This is a genomic window from Planktothrix tepida PCC 9214 (assembly GCF_900009145.1).
GTDB lineage: Bacteria > Cyanobacteriota > Cyanobacteriia > Cyanobacteriales > Microcoleaceae > Planktothrix > Planktothrix tepida.
In genome coordinates, this window is the sequence record NZ_LN889815.1 from 258610 (window position 1) to 274921 (window position 16312).

At 39.7% G+C, this 16312-nt stretch carries 16 protein-coding genes; 12 read left to right on the plus strand and 4 right to left on the minus strand.

Annotated features, from left to right (window positions below):
* Positions 1–128 precede the first annotated feature (128 nt).
* The 11 genes from PL9214_RS27855 (at position 129) to PL9214_RS27905 (ending at position 5850) form a co-directional block, all read left to right on the plus strand.
* On the plus strand, positions 129–614 hold the full coding sequence (locus PL9214_RS27855; RefSeq protein WP_072722557.1) for a hypothetical protein: 486 nt from the start codon (positions 129–131) through the stop codon (positions 612–614).
* Entirely contained in the window at positions 598–807 is a 210-nt protein-coding gene (locus tag PL9214_RS27860; protein ID WP_072722558.1) for a hypothetical protein, read from the plus strand. Before PL9214_RS27855 ends, PL9214_RS27860 begins: the two co-directional genes overlap by 17 nt.
* Positions 808–810: 3 nt before the next feature.
* Entirely contained in the window at positions 811–1500 is a 690-nt protein-coding gene (locus tag PL9214_RS27865; RefSeq protein ID WP_072722559.1) for a siphovirus Gp157 family protein, read from the plus strand.
* 164 nt (positions 1501–1664) lie between these two features.
* Positions 1665–2360, plus strand: a complete 696-nt coding sequence (locus tag PL9214_RS27870) for a hypothetical protein (protein WP_072722560.1) — start codon at positions 1665–1667, stop codon at positions 2358–2360.
* A gap of 34 nt (positions 2361–2394) precedes the next feature.
* A complete protein-coding gene (locus PL9214_RS27875; protein ID WP_072722561.1) occupies positions 2395–2586 on the plus strand; it encodes a hypothetical protein in 192 nt (63 codons plus the stop codon).
* Positions 2587–2594: 8 nt separating this feature from the next.
* A complete protein-coding gene (locus PL9214_RS27880) occupies positions 2595–2843 on the plus strand; it encodes a hypothetical protein (protein WP_072722562.1) in 249 nt (82 codons plus the stop codon).
* A 1-nt stretch (position 2844) separates the two neighbouring features.
* A complete protein-coding gene (locus tag PL9214_RS27885; protein ID WP_072722563.1) occupies positions 2845–3657 on the plus strand; it encodes a hypothetical protein in 813 nt (270 codons plus the stop codon).
* Complete coding sequence (locus PL9214_RS27890; RefSeq protein ID WP_072722564.1) at positions 3630–4337, plus strand: hypothetical protein; 708 nt, start codon at positions 3630–3632, stop codon at positions 4335–4337. The genes PL9214_RS27885 and PL9214_RS27890 overlap by 28 nt, the downstream gene beginning before the upstream one ends.
* Before the next feature lie 134 nt (positions 4338–4471).
* Positions 4472–5320 (plus strand): ThiF family adenylyltransferase, encoded by an 849-nt coding sequence (locus PL9214_RS27895; RefSeq protein ID WP_072722565.1) that lies wholly within the window; start codon positions 4472–4474, stop codon positions 5318–5320.
* 48 nt (positions 5321–5368) lie between these two features.
* Positions 5369–5620: a FitA-like ribbon-helix-helix domain-containing protein gene (locus tag PL9214_RS27900; protein ID WP_072722566.1), complete on the plus strand. Its 252-nt coding sequence runs from the start codon at positions 5369–5371 to the stop codon at positions 5618–5620.
* 5 nt (positions 5621–5625) lie between these two features.
* Entirely contained in the window at positions 5626–5850 is a 225-nt protein-coding gene (locus PL9214_RS27905) for a hypothetical protein (RefSeq protein ID WP_072722567.1), read from the plus strand.
* Positions 5851–5855: 5 nt separating this feature from the next.
* Here PL9214_RS27905 and PL9214_RS27910 read toward each other — a convergent pair whose 3' ends face one another.
* The 4 genes from PL9214_RS27910 to PL9214_RS27925 form a co-directional block, all read right to left on the minus strand.
* Positions 5856–6296, minus strand: a complete 441-nt coding sequence (locus PL9214_RS27910; protein ID WP_222425305.1) for a putative toxin-antitoxin system toxin component, PIN family — start codon at positions 6294–6296, stop codon at positions 5856–5858.
* On the minus strand, positions 6250–6486 hold the full coding sequence (gene vap15 / locus PL9214_RS27915; RefSeq protein ID WP_072722569.1) for a type II toxin-antitoxin system VapB15 family antitoxin: 237 nt from the start codon (positions 6484–6486) through the stop codon (positions 6250–6252). The genes PL9214_RS27910 and vap15 overlap by 47 nt, the downstream gene beginning before the upstream one ends.
* A 165-nt stretch (positions 6487–6651) precedes the next feature.
* Complete coding sequence (locus PL9214_RS27920; protein WP_072722570.1) at positions 6652–6855, minus strand: hypothetical protein; 204 nt, start codon at positions 6853–6855, stop codon at positions 6652–6654.
* A 74-nt stretch (positions 6856–6929) separates the two neighbouring features.
* Positions 6930–12059 carry an ATP-binding protein gene (locus tag PL9214_RS27925; protein WP_072722571.1) on the minus strand — a complete coding sequence of 1710 codons (5130 nt, stop codon included), beginning with the start codon at positions 12057–12059 and terminating at the stop codon, positions 6930–6932.
* 434 nt (positions 12060–12493) lie between these two features.
* Here PL9214_RS27925 and PL9214_RS27930 point away from each other — a divergent pair, with 434 nt between their 5' ends.
* Positions 12494–16303 carry a hypothetical protein gene (locus PL9214_RS27930; protein ID WP_072722572.1) on the plus strand — a complete coding sequence of 1270 codons (3810 nt, stop codon included), beginning with the start codon at positions 12494–12496 and terminating at the stop codon, positions 16301–16303.
* Positions 16304–16312: the final 9 nt, after the last annotated feature.

Sequence of the window (16312 nt, forward strand, 5' to 3'; positions counted from 1 at the left end):
TTATTAGCCCATAATTTAATCATCCTTGAGAGTTAAATAAAACTAAACTTCCTGTTGATTTTAATAAATGATTAATGGGCTAACGCCCAAGCCCAGAGGTGAAAATAACATTTTCCGAGTTATTAATTATGTTTACCAATCCAACCCATAGTACCCAAAGAACAACTCCTGATCCTTTGAAATCTACACGAGAAAAACTAGCCCGAAAAATTAAAACCTCATTGAAAACAACAAGCCCAGAAGAAACACTTCAAATCTGGATGTTAATCAAACAGCAAGAACTTAAGAGAACGACTCCTGGGTTATCTCAACAGCAAATAGAAAGCGTTCTGCAATCTTTAATTTTAGAGTTAGGCTATGATATCATTGCTATGCCAACTCTACCATTGGCTGCTTCCCTAACATCAGAAGATACAAGAAACTCCAATCCCTTAGAATTAGATGAAGAACAGGAGGATAATCAAACGGATTTCGATAACTCTGATCTTGAGGATGATGAAGAGAGTTACTCAGAAGTTTATAGAGAAAAAACTTCCTCTCGGAAACAACGAGTTCCTGCTTTGAAAAAAGTTGAGTCCTTAAGGGCTTCTAACCGAAATGGAAAACACTCCTAATAGCCCCAAAATCGATGAGGTTCCAAATTATCCTGGTGTTGTAATCACTAATTTCTGTGATGATTCATTCGCTTTGGAACCTTTTTTAGAAAGTTGTGAACCTGATAATAATGAACTCACACCAGGAACTTTAGCGATTTTTGTCCAATTTGAAACGTTTGATGAGTATTTTCATTGTTGTGGAAAGTGGTAATTTATGTACTTAGCTAAAAATTTGTTAGCCCGATATTCAATCCAAGCGGTTGAACTGTGGACTCAATTGGAAATGGCTGAAACTCCTGAACAAGAGGAGGCGATTGTTAAAGCAATTTGGGACAATCAAACAGACCAAGAAACGGCTGTTGATACTCACGCTGAATTAGCCGATCAATTAGATGCTGAAATTTGTGCCATTAAAGCTCGTTTAAAACATTTAGTTACACTGCATAATCAGGCAATTGAACGACTAGAGCGGTGGCGTAGTAACCTTGATAAAACCTTACTCTATATTCACCAAATGGGGGTTGTTTCTACCAATATTGTTGGGCGATCGCGTCACATCCAACTAAAAGAAAATCCCCCAAGTTGTGAAGTCTTAATCGATCCTTCTGACTTACCCAGCGAGTATCGTACAGAAAAGCTTGTTGTTGCGCCCAACAAACGTAAAATCATTGAAGATTGGAAACAAGGTATTCCCGTTGATGGCACTCGTATTGAACGGAAACTTAGAGTAGAATACGCCCTAGTCCCTTCTAATCTAACGGGTACAACTGAAGTTATTTCTAATCGTAGCAATTCCTCAACTACCCGAAATTCTGATTCAATATCAATACCCAAAACCAAGCGAAAGGGAAAGACATTTTCTAAAAAAAATACTGAGAAGTCTAATCAAGGAATAAAAGCATAATGGTTTGATTTAAACTATCCAAAAATCACAAATAATTGTGCTTCACTAACAACAGATGGCTTTTATAATAATAGAGCTATCTGTTATTTTTTTATGTTCTATCTTTTCTGTAAAGAGGGGCTAACGCCCATCAATAGGGTGATAATTAACCAATAAGCGCAAAAATGAAATGGTTAAGCCCACAACGTGCCGTTGCTTCTGCTAATTTATCAGTAACGAGTGAGGAGCTAATTGAATATACTCTTCAATCCGAAGAGGAAGAAACAATAGAAGAAAGATTTCAAAAAGTTGGCTTGTTATTTGATCGCGATCGCTGGCAAGCTAACAAACCTTATTTAGCTCTACTTTCTTCAGATAATATCCAAAATGAAGTGGCTATAAAACCCTCTAATTCTGCTACTGATTCAGATTTAATTGATGATGAAAGTTTAGCAGAGGAAGATGAAGAAAATACTGTAACTGAACCAGAAGAACTTAATGATGCACAATCTCAGCAACAGGAAGAACCTTACAATTTTGAACAATGTACTATCGAACTACATCTAACATTTAAACCTGATGATGGTCATTCAGATGGGCGAATTGTGATTATTTCAGCCAGCAGTCACGGCGACTTTCCTATTGGTGAAAAAATTAGAGCCTCAGCATTGGGAGAATTACCTCCTCCTGTTCAAACATTATTCAAGGAACTTGTTGCTGATTTTCCAAATCGCCAAGCACGACGACAAATGGCTAATATTCGCACCCAAAAGAAAGCAACTTCTAATCCCAATCAACCTACAAATGAAACCAGTAAAACGGTTAAATCAGAAACTTCAACGCAACCCAAAGCTACTGGAACTCAACTAAGTTTATTCTAAAATTGAACCCCTTACCTAACTTTAGGAGAACCCAATGACTTCAAAAAAGAAAGTGCTAATTTCCTTTGAAGGACAACAGCATCCTGTTGATGAAGAAATAGCCAATGATGATCAGGAACTTCGTAAATTGTTAACAACTTACTACCCAGATTGTGCTAATACAGACATTATCAGAAAGCCAGGGGAACTGATTACCATTGCTAAACGGAATGGTTCTAAAGGATGAAAATAACAATGAAAATTAGTCCCCTAGAATTTCTGATTAATGCTCCAGAGGAAGTCAATCCAGCCCTTTCTATGTGCCGAAAGCTTCAACGATTAGAGCTTGCAGGAGAACTCGATAGTACCACAATGAAAGAAATGGTAAAAACGATTGAGTTAGCAATTTCCCAAGCAACAGATGATATAAAAGCAGTTGAACAAACGAAAGAACGGCTGTTTAATAGTCAATCTGTTGCTACAGCTATTCCAACAGGGTTTTAAGATGGCTATAATTTGGAACGCTAAATTAGCTCTGCAACTGTTACGCCAATGCCAACCCATCATTGATATTGAATCAGCAATTGACTATTTATGGTCTAAACTGAACACCTATCAGCTTCTAAATCTTTACCAAGAATTGTTTCCTATTGAATGGGAAAAAAGCCAATCTGAAATTTACTCTGAAAATAACGGTCATAGTCCAAAAGAGTTGGAGTTTATTTCACTGGTAAACGAACATTTATTTCCCATTGATGACTTGATTATCGAGACTGCTTATGAAGAACGGCTGTATCAAATTCCGGTCTCTCCTAAAGGAATAGATTGGCAAGATGAAGAAGAAGGAATTGAAGCTTTGCGAACAGGATGGCAACTCCTTCTTCCCCTCTCAAAGTCAGGTCGATGGTGGTTGGAAACTGTTGAAGGTACTCAAGGAGAATCTTGGTATAAATGCACGTTTGGATATAGCTTAAAAGACATTACTCATCCTGAAAAAATCAACCTTAAACTTCTCAAAAAATTAGCTTTTCGGGCGACATCTCCTATTAATGCTTTCCCCATTGCATTAGCACTCCTTGACTTAGAAACCGATAATATTTGGTTAGATCAGATTGCTTGTTCTGAAAGTTATTGGAGTCGTAATATTGAATTAAGACCTTGGAAGCTTGAAGAAGTTAAATTTCTCACTCATCAATGGAATCAAGCGACTCAACTCCTCAATCAAGCTTACGAATTAATTGAATGGATTGAAGCTGACCCAAGCACTAATTTTTCACACATTTTAGCATTATGGAATCTGACATTGGATCTGAAATAATTCAGGAAATTCTGGCAGTTACCCCTCGGCAATTATCTGCAATTCAAGCTGAACTTCTTTTTCTGGAGGGTGAGACTTACATTTTCCATTATCAATCCGAAAATGGTTCTAAGTACAAATGTTTGTCTCCAGCAACGCTAAGAACTGCTTTTGCAAATACACCAATTGATTCGGGTTGGATGAACCCAGAATTAGGAATAGTACGTTGGGGAACAGGTAGTCGTGGAGAATGGACAATTAAATTCATTTCCCCACAAAAACATGAAATTAATGTATTGGAATCAAAGTTATTTATTCCTTTACCTGCATTAGTGTTCTTAGGTTTAAAATCAGATTACTGGATTTGGGCAATTAAAGGCTCAAAATTTAATCCCAATGTAGAAGCTTTTCATGTTCCGTTACCTAACGTTTATTCACAGTCTTATCAATCCTGCGGACGCATCTGTTGGGGAGATCATAAACCGCCTATCGCTTCGCCAAATACCATTACAAATGCTTGGGAATTATTCATCTCAAGTTCCTTCAATGAGCATTTAAGTAATGGTAAATCTAAGGCGAAACCTAATGATGTTCGTCAGCAACTCGAAAAAGCCGTTAACCGTTCATCTTATCCGGTTAAAGATTTAATCAGTACCCACCAAACCATTACAAAATTAGTCTCAACAATAATTAATGATTGAATCACCGAGTTTTATTACGGATGTCACAGAGGAAAAAAAAGAGCAATCAATTTGTAAATTTTACTCGAATTCTGCCCTACCGTTTTTGTTTGATAAACGGATGCAATTGTAAATTAAACTAGGAGATTTAGCTAATGTTTAATTATGATTATTTAGAAGCTTCGCCACTAATCATCAGACAAACTGATTCAATTGATTTTTGGTTAATTGGAGCCGGAGGAACGGGTTCTTGGCTGTCTTACCATATTGCCCGACTGGCACGGAGTTTGGGCAAGTCGGGGAAGAAGGTGCAATTGGCGATCGCAGATCCCGATATAGTTGAAGAAGCCAACATCAGCAGGCAGGCGTTTTGTGACAAGGAAATCGGGCTACCCAAGGCGCAGGCTCTAGCGTTGCGATACTCTATAGCTTGGGAAGTGGACACGACGGCTTTCGTACAGGAATTTGACCCCAAGCTGATCCGAAGAGCTTACGACAAGCTGACCATCTTGGTCGGATGCGTGGACACGGCTGCCGGAAGAGCGGCTATTAACCAGGCGCTTGAGTTAAACCAATACTACAGCCACTCTGAAATCCCTCGTGTGTGGTATTTGGATTGCGGAAATCATGCCACAGCCGGACAAATCTTGCTGGGCAGTTCTTTGGAAACTGACCCGGAGTTCTATCATTTTGGGGGACTCGGATGTGCGAGGTTGCCGTCTCCGATGATCCAGGCTCCTGACCTTTTGAAACCGAAGCCTGAAGAGTTGACAAATAACCTATCTTGTGCTGAGATGGCAATGCTAAACTTGCAGAGCGAGAGCGTAAATGTCCGGGTGGCGGCTGAGGCGGCGGATTACCTGTACCGGATGGCTGCGGGTAATCTCAAGCGGTTTGCGACTTATTTTGATTTGGAGAGTGGGACGGGGCGATCGCTTTATATTACCCAGCAGTCGGTATGGGCTGTGTTGAAATCTATCGTAAGTGAAACAACACCATGCTAACCTAATATTAAACTTCAAAAAAATGTAGCTTTAACAATTGAATCTACTATGAACAATATCACGATTCAAAACTTTGATGATGATCTGAAAAATCGCCTCCAAAAGCGAGCCGAATATTATGGGCGTTCTCTGGAAGAAGAAGCTAAAGAAATCCTCCGCGCTGTCTTGACAAAAAAAACTCTCGAACCCTTAAATCTTGCCTTGGCTATCGAGCGACGTTTTGCCCATTTTGGCGATTTTGAAATTCCGACTATCGCTAGAGAACTTTTACGCGAACCACCTAATTTTGAAGACTTATAAGGACTATGGCAAGCATTACGATTCAAGTTGATGAAGATATTAAGACAGCGTTTGAAGGGGCTAGTTCTGAGACTCAGAAAAAGTTGAGCTACATTGTTCAATTGTTTTTGAGAGGAAATTTACAAAATAAAACTTTAACTGAAGTTATGGCAGAAATTTCGGGTAAAGCACAAGCGCGAGGGCTAACGCCAGAAATTTTACAGGATATCTTAGCCGAAAATGACGAATAGATTTGTCATATTTTTTGTAAAAAATCTTTGTAAGTTAAAATTTCTGTCCCCTCAAAATTTACCAAACTTAATAAATCTCTATCTCCTGTAATTAAAAAATCAGCTTGACTATCTTTAGCTAAAGCTAATAAATAATTATCTTTAGCATCTCTACAAATAGAAACTTCTGAGGTTATTTCTATAGATAAACCAATAATATTCAACAATTCCAGCAATTCTTGGACTTTCGCTACTGGAAAATATTTTTGGAGTTTTGGTCTTTGAGTTACTAGATTAATTTCCTCTAGGAGTTGGTTGCAAAAGACAACTTGGAGCGTTTTATTGACGATTAATTCTTGGAGATTGGCTAATTCTTTACCAATCAAGAAGCTAATCCAAAGATTCGTGTCTATAATTACTTTAAGAGGCTGGTTTTCTGGCATAAATTTCGCTTCTAACTGCTTCAACTTCTTCGGTAATAGTTTCTAAAGAAAGTTCATCGGTTTTGAAAGACTCTAAAAGGGCTGTTAATTGGCTGTTTAATACTTCTTTTTCAAGTTCTTGGCTTAACAGCAATTTTTCTGGATATGGTAGTTGTTTGACCAAGGTTAAAACTTGCTCAAAGTTCAGGGAAAGTTGATAGCTGGCTGGAGTCATTGTTCGTTACGCTTAGGGTTTATCGATATTTTATCTTAAATTTTTAGATTTTGGTGGCAGCTACATTTTCATCCATCGTTTGTTATTAGGGTATTTTGCTTTACTATAACTGGCTCCTTGAATCACCCCTCAATGGAGAATAGTTAGAATCTTTGTCATTAATGATTACTGGCTCACCCGTGTTGAACGTAACTGTAGCAATGATAAAAATTCCATCAATTCAACCAGTCCTTCAGCTTCCTGTCGTTCTGATTGAGATAGGGTGTAACCTTCATCCTGACGATCTAAGACAAATTGCAAACGGGCTTGAACGGCGGGCGACAGTTGAAAGCGAGTCAGTTCCAGGGGAATTTCGACGATTTCGGGCATAGAACAATTAGCCTTAGTCTGTAATTCTATGATTCTATTTTAGTCGTTTCAGGGGCGATCATCGGTTATCTTCGCTAAACTAGGGAATCCGCTATTTGATCTGCTAACCTTCTTGCACCTACTGCATCAATTTCCTGTAATTGCTCAAGTATCGTTTTCAAATCTTGAAGCCGAGCTTGTCTGTCGATAATCCATTTGCGATCTGAATCCCACAATTCAGCAAGAACTTGAACTAAAAGTTTACTTTCGTCATTTCTTCTACTAGGTAAGTGATCCTGGTTTTGAACGAGCGTTGTAAAAAGTAATCGGCGGAACTGTTTATAGTCTGTTGATTTGCCAATACGATACAATTTTATTCTCAACACCCGATCAGGAAGTAATACATCATGGAAGCGACTGAAAAAGTTCACAAGCCATTGGTCTGCTTGAGTTGCTTTCTCAATATTATTTTGTGACCACTTCCACAGTAGATCAATCAATTTTTCCCAGATATCCCTGGTTTTACCGAGAAATCGTAGATTTGAATCTTCTTGATTTTTAAGTTTAAAAAGATATTCTCCAACTGTAGAAGCTATGTGACTTCTAAATGAGTTGTCAATTATATTGGAAGAACTCCATTTAACAATACAGTGACTTAAAATATGTACAACATCATTTAAAACAATGCAATCTACCAGTCCTATAGATTTTAAAGCCTCAATAAGTATATTTATTCGTGCAGCAACTTCTGTAGGATTAGATTCTATTACCGTGTTTAAGAGTTGATACTGATCCTGATATAGTCGTGTATGTACAGGACTAGATCCATTTTCTCTTTGATAATTTTTGTAATATAAATAGACAACTTCTCTCTGGCAAATCAAAGTAAAAAGCACTTTATGGCACAAGGCAGTTATAAAATCCTGAATCTGTGTGTTGTCTAGTTGGATTTCTAATATAGGTATTAATACGGCTGTTAAAAAATTCCAATCAAAGCAATTGTTGAAATTACACGATTCATATTTTAATCGTGGAAATACTATTTCGAGACACAGAATTAGTAGTTCTGGAGTCCATTTAAAAGCATCAATGATAGATAATTCAGGGGTTGTTTTTGTTACAAACTGGGATTGCAAGTTAGACCAAGCTTCCTGGATTTCAGGATGCTCTCCATTACTTAAACGTATTATTCGATCTATGATCTCAGGAGGTGTAATTAGTGGAACTAGATGAGTATCTTGTTCCAAAATTGCTTGATTGTATGAAATTATATGAGTTAGTGCAATTAGGCGAGCTATCCAAAAAGTTACGTTTATTATTTCTTGGGTGAGTGTATGATCTAGCCCATATTCTCTTATCCATGATCGCATAAAAGCAGATGTATTGCAGTTACACACACCAATAAGGCAACGGAAAGCAGATGCTCGAAGTAAGGTTTCAGATTCGCATCTTCGCAGTAACTTAGGGGCTGCATGAGCAATAAAAGCTTCAGCACCTATGTAATTTTGACAACGGTTTGAAATATCTAAACTTATCGGTAGATTAGAAAAATCACTAGGATAATGAGTAATATAGTTATCCGAATCTTGGTTCATCTCATTGCTAGGAGGCTCTAGGACAACAGCAATCATTGCCCAAGCTGTATCCAGGAAAGCTTTTTTTTCCAAGCGTTCTTGTAAAGAAGTAAGCTGTTCTTCACTTATTAGAAGAGTAATAAAATCCCTATGTAGTTCCGGTGTCTTTTGCAACTCTCCATCTAAAATTTTTCGGCACATCATTACAATTTGAAAATGCTGAAGATTCCAAAGCATAGATTTAGATTTAGCATCAACTTCAGTATCTTCAGGCAGAGTGCCAACGAAGGGAAAACTTTGAGTTTCATGCTCATCCTCTTCTGATTTAGCATCAACTTCAGTATCTTCAGCTAGAGCATCCACGAAGCGAAAGTTTTGATTTCCATATTCATCCTCTTCTAACAGGCAGTTATTGTGTTCAAACAAAGCTCGGATTTTTAATGCACGATGCTGGCTAACCTCTGGAATCAAATTAAGCTGATTATTATCCCAGTCTTCCCAAATTTGAGATTTTGTATTAGAAGGAATGTCTTCCTTTAACCACATTCGGAGTATTATGTCTAAAAGGGGAATTTTTCGGTGAGATAGCAGATGAAATCCAAGTAACTCTTGATATTCTTCTTGCGATAGTTTTGTTTTAGCTCTAAAAGAATCGAAATCGAATGCCCAATTCTGTCCTTCACCAATCTGGTCAAACTCTAACCATATTAAAAGTTGTAATGACGACAGTAGAGGTAGTAAGGAACCTTTCAAAAGGGTAGAATCGCATTTTGCCAGCGAAATGAGTACCCCGATCATTGCAACAGTGTCAGCACGCTCAAAAATAATTGATATAGAATTTTCGAGTGCTGCTTTAGTCGGACGACTATAGAGCCATCCCTCTAGCGTCATTAAGAAACAAGCAACAATATTTGACTGGCGGTGCCAATATAGAGCATGACGACCGCCTTTGAAGTGTTTTCTATTTTCACCAACAAGCAGAGTTATGCCATCAGTATCAGTCTTCTGCATACCTTCCAGTTGATTTTTTGCCCAGTGATGCTCATGCCAGTAATCTGTGGCTACATTACAAAGGGTTGCAATAACATCAACCGCAAAAGGCTCATTGATTTCAAGGAGATAAAGAAGTGGTAAAAACTTGAATGTACAGACATCAATCTCATAATATCCTTCTGTTCCAAGATTGTCATCTAACAGATTAGAGGATCTCTCAAACTCATAGCGATAATAAGGCGGTGAGATAGTTAGAGCTAAAAGTAATTCAGCACCAAGTTGTGGATTGATACAAATAACGGCACAGAGATATATGCCACCTTGGCTGACCATAAACTTGCGAAACTGATCGTTAACTTCTGCTGATGAGGAATCATGTAACGAGTACCATTTTTCTTGGTCAGGATCGGGTAGCAATACCCTATGAGCCAAATCAATAATTAGTTCTGCAATCTGAACCCGCAGTGGGAATATTTCTGCAATACCCCAGTTAACGCAGGCTTTTGCTGCTTTAAAAATTAACTTAGAGTTTTCTATCAAAGCTTCTTGATTCTGCGCTAAAAGCCAACGCCAAACAGGTTCCCACAAATATACTTTTGGAGTTCCAATTGTACGTTCGTGTGACATAAGTCTTTCGCTTGCCGACATTGATCGCAACACTCCGAAGTAATCAGGCGTCGGCTCAGTTGCGATCGCTAGAAGGCGAGAGATGAGACGCTGGATGAAAAAAGGAAGGTGTTCGCCGGAACAGCCTTGCAGAACTGAGCTTGGCTTTTTGCTCAAGATCGCGCCATCGAGAAGCAAGTCAATAAGCTGTAAATAATTACCTTTCTTTGCTTCTTGAAGCAATTCCTGCCATGTTTCAGTCTCTTCTGATTCCATCGCAAGATACAAAGCAAACCAGCGCAAAGGCTGCGACCAGAGAGGATTTCCCGACTTCGCAGCAAGCTCACTAGCTTCTAGCTCACGACGTTTCCCCAGAAGGTAGCGAAACCTTGCACAATCTCCTACAAAACGGTGTGTGACAGCTACTTTTTCTTCTACAACTCGAAGACAGTCTCGTCGCACCAGAATATATAGGGTTTTGGATTCAATCCCAGAGTCATAAAGAGACAGATCGGGAGTAAATTTATCGGCTAATGAAATGGCTGTTTTAATTAAGACACGACCTTCTTCACTAGCTTCGTGGCTATCCCCCACATGAGAGCGCCAGAACCAAGCGAGTAGGTCTAAGTCATTTTTGAAGGATGAAATATTATTGATATTATCCCGTTGAACGCTACTAATCAGCCAGTCAAGAAGCTTAAGGTTTAAAGCAGGGCCAAACTCATCAGCGCGTTGAACAAGGCTCGCAACGTCGCCTGGTAAAGTATTCGATGACTGAAGATCGTTAATAGGTAGTTGTGGTAACTTAACAACATCAATAGAAAGTTCTGCGCCAAGTCGAGCAGCAATTTTGTCACGAACTCGGCGTTCAGCATCTAAATGGGCCACTAGAACAAAGCGCACATCAGATGTTTCCCTAACCAAAGCATTTTGAAGAAGGTTAAGTACACAATCAAAGCTTTGCTCATTGACATCACTCAGATCATCTATGATGATGATCGGCTTTTCAATTACTTGAGCTGTTAAGAGTTCATCAATACGTCTTGTATCTCTGCTAGATGTAGAGTCTGAGGTTTCTGTGAAGGCAATAATATCAGATGGATGGAGAAACAAGCACGTATAATCTTGAAAGCTTGTTTGCATAGCCAGCTTGCAAAGTGCTGATTTTCCAGATCCAGATGAACCGATGAGAAGGGTGATCCGCTTCGTGATTACAGATGCTCGTAACTCTGAGAGTAAATCTGTTCTAGGTAGAGACAGACTGCCACCAAGTGTATGTCGAACAGCACCAAGTTGATAGTCCGATCGGCTGAATAATCTTGCCTGTGTTGCTCGGAACGCTTCCAAGCTTTTATCATTTATGAGTTCCCACCATATAAGAGCGCTTATACGCTCAGGAGATAAGCCTGAACCAAGTTGAAGAAGATAGTAGCCTAACCATCGCCCAATAGTTGTCTCCGTATCTTCATCCCGTGAAAGATTTTCTAACTCTGCCGTTAAGTCTAATCTTGGGTCGGAAACAAGCTCATAACTGACACAAGTTTTGAATGTATCAAGCCTTTGTGCTTGATCTTGTCTTAATGTAGGGTTCCATTCTTTAATAACTTTATTAGGATTCCTATTATCCTCAAACTTTCCAGAGATTTTGAACCGTAAGTGTTCTACCAACTCTGGTGTAAGTTCAGAAGCAAGATTAAAAATTTCCCAAAGTTCTGCAAGCGCTTCACGAATCGCCTTGCCTGAAAGAGTTTTTTTGACTTGTGTTATAGTGACGAATTTACCTGCTTCAGTAATGTCTGAAATGGCTTCTGCGAGAATTTTATGGGCTGTATTCCGGTCTTGCCGCTCGGCTTCAGAAGCTTCTTTCCATTTACGAACTATTTTCAGTAGTGTCAACAGGAATTGGTGATCGAATCCGCTCAAAGCCTCTAAACCACCCTTTGCTTGCTTAGGATGAGTTTCCTGCCAAGCACTCCTTAACTCATCTAACTGAGAGAGCAGGCTGAGTTCGGAGGCTGTTACATTCGCGCTTGTTGTTTCATTATTAACCATGCCTAATCCTAACTTTTCCTATAAATATTTTTTGTATATACTTTCGGACTTAAAGAGCGGCTACCACCGCTCATAGAAAAAATCCTCAACTTAAACCATATCTATATATGTATGGTCAGCCTAAATTCGCTCATCGAAGTCCATATTCTCCCATTGTGCAATCGCTCTACCCAGCCTGTCTATCAAATCCGTCGCAGTGCTACTGGGACGCACGAACGGGTATTGATCTTCCTCTTCAAACAGAACCCAACTAGCGATGGCGTAGCCGCCTGCCAAGGCATCGCATCAACCTTAAGTCCCATTTCAACCCCCTCAAAAACACTACCAACGGTTAACACCTGACCCAGTTTAAACCTGTTAACGCTTAGATAGCCCCATCATACCTTTCCAACAATTCCAACTCTAACCCTTCAACGATTAGGAGAAATCAACTTATGGTCACTACAACTGTTACCGAAGAAGGACTCAAAATTCCTGTCTTTGATGCTGCTTATACAGATGCCAAAGGACGCAATGTAGGACAATTTTATAATAACCCAGAAATCCTGCGACACTCAATTCTGCAAGCAATGTTTGAACCAGAGGAACTAACATCATTAATGATTGTCAAACTTGATAAATCCAATCCAGATCCTCGCCAACTCCGCCCCAGTATTCATGATCCAGAAGATAGCATCAAACGACGCATGATCTTTCAATCTGGAAACAGTTATTACTTCGGTGATGAAACCCTAGCTAAAAAGATAGGAGACTTATTCATAACCGAAAAAGATACGGCCTGTCGCTACGGTTCTCTTCTCGTTAGCACTTGTATGTCCGGTGTGTCAAACTGTGATACAAATTTACGAGTAAAAATTGTTGATTTCACCGACCCCCAATATGCACAATATCGAACTGGAGATTGTCACGGTGTTATCAGTTCTGAATTACTGAAAAGCATCGGAGGGGAGAAAAATCGAGCCAGTCAATTTCGTTTTGCTTGGCTACGGAGTTGGAATGCAGAAAATTCGGAATCCACACCTGAAGTGAGCTTTTTAGCAAAAGGAACCCTCCGTCCTGATGATCATTTACTTCACTCATTAACTGATTCCGAAGGCAATCAACCCCAACTTATTTTAGATCGTTCTAGCATTAAAGGCATCAACAAAAAACAACTCAAAGACCTGATTCCTTGTGGCGATTATGAGTTACCGAAAGCCATCCTGGGGAATCGAAAAAACAGTCAAATTGGCATCACTCAAACCAGTTGGCAATCTACCGGAGTTTGGTTCGATGAAGAAGCTCAAAGACAAGACTTAGTACCCGCCGCTAAAGCTGAAGCTCAACGACTCGCAACCTTGCAACGTGATCCAATGAAATTGCGCCAAGCGATGATTGAAGATCATGACCGACGTGAAGCTTTTCTAGCTCGTTTGAACGAAAGAAAACTTCAAGAACAACAGGATAAACTTCCTAGAAATTGTGATGATGAAATCACCGTTGATCATGAAGATAATTCTGAAGAGCAAAAGCGGGAAAGACAAGATATTCAGATGCTAAAAGCCGATAAATTGGGATTAATGATTGGAAGTCCTGAATTTACGAATATGGCTCAACGCTGGTTAGCCTCTAAATGGCGAAATCTAGCCACTAGAGGCGCTTTAGCGATGACTTCAGCAATGGCTTTACCTTGTGAAGATTTACCCAGAGGCATTGTTTGTGCTAATCATCTCGAAGAAGGAGACTGTATTCAAGGACGATTTCCCATTCTCAATAAAGATGGTTTGAGAAAATACCAAAATATCCATGCCAAAAACCTTGAAACTGTTCCTGAAGAAATTCGCACGATTATGGCAAAAATTAAAGGGGTAATTTGGTTTAATCCTAAAGATTTAGAAAAATTCCACCAAGGGGATTTTGATGGAGATGAACCCTTTGGAATTGAATCGAGAAAAATTCCCCATATTGCTCAACAAATCTTACCTGCACAAGAGGGATTATTTGACTTTGGGGAAGTGATTCAAGCTGAGAAAGTTCCTTATACCCAAGCTCGATATCGAGAAGATGACCTTGAAGTTTTAGAAGGTAAAGTGAAAGCAGGCGATCGCAAATTCACCACCCTCGAACAAATTGGTGTAGCCAGTTCTCAAAATGAAGTCGGACTTGTGGCTTTAGCCATTGGTAAAGTTGCGGCTGCACTTCCGAACTCTGGAGAAGATGAAAAGCTATTTCTTAAACAGCAAAAGCGGTTCATCTCAGCTTTGAGTATTATGGAACAATACGAAGTTGATTACCAGAAAAATTCCTTACGGGGTAAAGATGCCAAAGAAGTCAAAGCGAAAACAGGTTTAAACCCCGATACTTTACTAGAAAAAGTTGATGAATGGTGCGAAAAACACAAAAGCTGTACTTACTTTTTCCAGTATAAAGGAGATGACCGACTTTATAAACAATTTCCCCTGCCCGCCGATTTTCCTAATGCTGTTTATATTTTAGCTAAGGAAGCGGTGAACCCGTATTGGGAACAAACGCGGCTTGTTTGCCGAAACCGAGATGAATTTCAACATATTCTTCCCCCAATTCCCGCTTATCTTATTGTCTCAAAAGAACATCGTAAACAGCTAGATGCAGCAGGGATTGAATACGAAAAAGAAGGCAGTCAATTGCACGTTCCTTACGCCTACAAAGATACTTTAATCGGCAACGAAATTGAGTATCGTCCTAGCCCAGAAAATGACCTTAATTGGGAAGAAAACGAATTGCAGTGGGCAAAAGATTTAGTGCAACGCTTTCAAGAAGACAAAACGATTATCTACGAACGCACAGGCAATGATATTAAAATGCGAAAGGAGGAAATCGGCAAACTTTATGACAGTTATCGGGTTGAAATTGATGAAATTTGGGATACCCCTGAACGGAAAACCAGAGCCGCTCATGCCCTGTTCCAAGCCACCCACACTTGTGATAACCTCAGCAAACACCGGACAGTCGGTCAAAAGGTAGCCGAGGAACTAGAAATTACTTTTTCCTTACAACAAGACTATGAGTTACTCCACGAAGCGTTGCCACAAGATGTTTATGTCCTGCAAGTTCCTTTCAAGAAAGTGAAAACTCAAGACGGCCGTAGTATTGACCTTCCTAACCAATGGAAAGATTCACTGGATAGAAAAGGCATTGAATACGAAGCCACTGCTCATCACGAATTACCCTTAGTTGAATTTGCCTTTAAAGATTTACCCCAGAACATGGTGGCGAAACTTGATGCTAAATACGGAGATAACTCTAATCACCATATCGATCCTGACGCTTTGAAAGTTACAAATTACTCTGGTAATGAAACCCGATTGCTCATTGTACCTCCGGTTGATTGTCGCTGGATTGAATCTCAAGATAAAGCGGGTCGAGGCGCGCTGGTCTATAAACTATTTATGGATGAAATTTGCCATGCGTTGTCTAATTATCAGGTTAACCAAATTGAAGTTGTTAATGTCAAACATCCTGATAACGACTACTCCCAGGAAGATTTCTGCAAGTCTAAATGGAAAGACCGGACTGTGGCTCTGCAAGTCGGAACCCTAGACTTACCTCCTACTCACGAGAAATATTACCGATTTCAAGGCACTCCTATTATTCAACTTGACGGGAAAAAATTGGGAACCTTCTCCCCCGATAGTCCAAAGTTGCCCCCTGGAACCACGTTTGAAGCAACGATAACGCTGAATCAAACTGGCAGATCGCTGATGTTGAAGGTTGATTCAGAATCAATTCAATTGCCTCAAACCCAATTGCCACCCATTGATTCCCCTGAACCTTCTCACCGTTTTGTTTCCATCGTTAACAATGGGAGTCAAAAACCCGCTTTAAAACCAGAAATAACAGGGAATAACGGAAAGTACAGTCCCACGCCTGCTAACACTGACCACTGGCGGCTTTCTCTCCAAGATCTGCTGTTTAGCGTTGTGTCAGACACATACCAACAACGACAAGCGCAACTTCCTCCCGATGGCACCCAGCACTTCAAGTTTGGGGACAACCAATGGACAGCTTATGTGCAACCCAACGGGGATTGCTTTGTCAGAAACGAGTCTAAGCGCACCGTGTTTAAAGCCAACGTTCATACCGGAGAGGTTCAAATTCCCTTGACAGAAAAAGCGGCAACTCGTTTCCAAGACATGATTATGGCGCGAGAGAAAGCGTTATCCCAACCTCAAACAACTGTCATGTCTACGTCAGAATCAAAACCGAAAGAATTAGAACTGGTTTAGTTGAATCGA